We start from the raw sequence: 2,443 nt of genomic DNA on the forward strand, positions 1-2,443 counted from the left end.
CAATACCGGCCCTTCGGCCCGGTATTACTCGAAAACGCTTCGCGTTTTCTCGAGCGCTGGCCCTTCAGCCCAGCGCTGTTCGAAACGCGGAAATACCTGCGGGGTTCAACAAATGAACAATGTTCGAGATCGAGCGCAGGCTGGAGGAGAAGGGTATCACAAGGGGCAATATCGTCGCCTCTGCAATGGAACTCTATGTCCCTCACGGGATCGGGGCGGAAGAGGCCGCGAAGCGGCTGGGCGAGATGATTGGGAAGGCGCTTCAGGACCCCAACATATCGTCGCTGCTCCTCGGCGCCATCCTGCTTGAGGATGAACTCTACCTGAAACGGAAGGACTCCGAGATTGCCGATGACCCGGTCTTTCTGCTCTCCGACGAGATCATCGGGATGGCCATTGCCGAAGTGATCGGGGGGACCTACGCGCGGTTCGAGTTCACCCGTTACGACCAGAAGAAACCGGGAATATTAGGCAGCCTCGGGCCGTTCCTCGACGACGCCGTTGCCGGGCTGATCGCGGGCTGCACGTCGCGCCTTTATAGCGAGTCGATGGGGTCGATGTGAAGTCCGTCGTCGCCCTTCTGCAGTTCTGCACCTCGCTTCCCCTGGGAAAGCCGGTTGATTTCGAGTATTTCGCCCGCCGCTCCTACCTCTACCCGCTTGCCGGTTACGTCATCGGCGGGATAGCGGCCGGTGTCGCCTACTGGATAACATCCCCGACGGTGGGCGCGGCGGTCGCCCTTGCGGCGGTGCTGGTTCTTTCCGGGTGCAACCACTTCGACGGCCTGCTGGACTTCGGCGACGGGCTCATGGCCCACGGGAGCCGGGAGAAGAGGGTCGCGGCCATGACCGACCGGACCACGGGAGCCGGTGCCGTCGCGGCGGGGATCGTCGTCACCCTCCTTGCGTTTGCCGGGCTCCAGAGCACGGCAGACCTCCCGGCAGCCATTCTCACCGCCGAGGTCTGCGCGAAAGTCGCGATGTCCTACCTCACCACGCTCGGCGTTCCGTTCCGGGAGGGTATTCACTCCTACCTCCATGGGTTCGCAAAACCGTGGTTTCTGATTCCGGCAACCCTGCTCGCGCTACCGCTCTTCCTGCTGCCGCTCTCCCGGGCGAGCGTCGCGCTTGCTCTCGTGGTCACAGCCGTCATCGTCGTCCTGACGCTCACGCTCTCCCGGCGCATCTTTGGCGGCGTCAACGGCGACGTCGTCGGTGCCACAAACGAGATCACCCGGGCGGGGATCATCCTCCTCCTTGCCCTCCTGTAAGCACCTTTTTTATCCCGGTGACCGCTACTAATGTAGAATGATGAAAGACTATTCCCTCTACAGCCGGGGAGGGATCATCACCGAGCGGAACGCAGACTACGCAACGATACGGGTGCGGATTCCGGCAGGAGTCCTCTCCGCGGCTCAGGTCAAGCAACTCGCAAAACTCAGTGAGAAATATGGAGATGGTTCGCTCCATCTTACCATGCGTCAGACGGCGGAGATCCCGCACGTGAGCCCCGAAAATTTCGAGAAGATCGCGAAAGCCCTCGAAAAGAACGGGACGCCCCTCGGGGCAGAGCAGAACGAAGTGGTGAACATCATGGCCTGCCCGGGCACGGAGCGGTGCAAGTACGCCAACTGCGAGACAATCGACCTTGCGCGGAAGGTCGATGAACGGGTTTTTGGAAAAGAACTCCCGATACGGCTCCGCATCGCCATATCCGGATGCACCTACATGTGCAACAGCCCGCTCTTAAACGACATCGGAATCATCGGCAGGATCCGGCCGCTGCGCATACCCGGACTCTGCACGGGGTGCGGCACCTGTGCGAAATACTGCAGACAGTGCGCCATTGCGTTGAAAAATGGCATATCCGTCCTCGATGAGAGCAAGTGCGTCCAGTGCGGCATCTGCATTCACTCCTGTCCGTACGAGCTCCTGAAGTCCGAGTATGATCACTACCAGATCACGGTCGGCGGCCGGCGCGGAGCCAATCCCGCTGTGGGCAGGGAACTTATCACCGTCGAGACCGAGGAGGAGGTCGTCGAAGTGATCGACCGTATCGTCTACTGGGTCTACCGCAGCGCCTGGAGCGACCGGCTCCTCGCCGACCAGATGGACGAGATCGGCTACGATAAGTTCGCGGAGGAGACCCGCAAAAAGTTCGGGCCGAAAGAAAAGGCGGCTGAAGACTGAAAAACCCGGGAAGGGAGACCCCACCGAGTCTAATACCGATACATCGAAGAGAACCCTGCGCCCGCGTCGTCCTCGCACTCGACGGCAGCGCCGTCCCGGACGAGGGTATTGAACATAAGGGCGGCATTCAGCAGATTCTCATCGAGGCCGGCGCCCTGCCTCACGCCCGAGAGGGCCTGACGCTGGGGCGTCGGAATCGTCCGCCTGCCCACCCGGACACCCGCACAGTGTCGACAATAGCCGCAGTAAGAGTA

Annotated in this window: 4 protein-coding genes; 3 read left to right on the plus strand and 1 reads right to left on the minus strand. The window is 61.2% G+C overall.

All coding sequences use genetic code 11. From position 1 onward, the window contains the following. The first annotated feature begins 119 nt into the window (after positions 1 to 119). Genes BP737_RS13810 through BP737_RS13820 form a run of 3 tightly spaced genes read left to right on the plus strand, consistent with a single transcriptional unit; the run spans position 120 to position 2,189 of the window. Positions 120 to 563 (plus strand): phosphatidylglycerophosphatase A, encoded by a 444-nt coding sequence (locus BP737_RS13810; RefSeq protein WP_292405665.1) that lies wholly within the window; start codon positions 120 to 122, stop codon positions 561 to 563. Further along, complete coding sequence (cobS, locus tag BP737_RS13815) at positions 560 to 1,270, plus strand: adenosylcobinamide-GDP ribazoletransferase (RefSeq protein WP_292405663.1); 711 nt, start codon at positions 560 to 562, stop codon at positions 1,268 to 1,270. Before BP737_RS13810 ends, cobS begins: the two co-directional genes overlap by 4 nt. A 37-nt stretch (positions 1,271 to 1,307) precedes the next feature. Then, complete coding sequence (locus tag BP737_RS13820; protein ID WP_292405660.1) at positions 1,308 to 2,189, plus strand: 4Fe-4S binding protein; 882 nt, start codon at positions 1,308 to 1,310, stop codon at positions 2,187 to 2,189. A 29-nt stretch (positions 2,190 to 2,218) separates the two neighbouring features. Here BP737_RS13820 and BP737_RS13825 read toward each other — a convergent pair. Next, the coding region (locus BP737_RS13825; RefSeq protein WP_342686272.1) for a hypothetical protein at positions 2,219 to 2,443 on the minus strand (225 nt) is incomplete at its 5' end.

This window comes from Methanoculleus sp. UBA291 (genome assembly GCF_002499755.1).
Classification (GTDB): Archaea; Halobacteriota; Methanomicrobia; order Methanomicrobiales; family Methanoculleaceae; genus Methanoculleus; species Methanoculleus palmolei.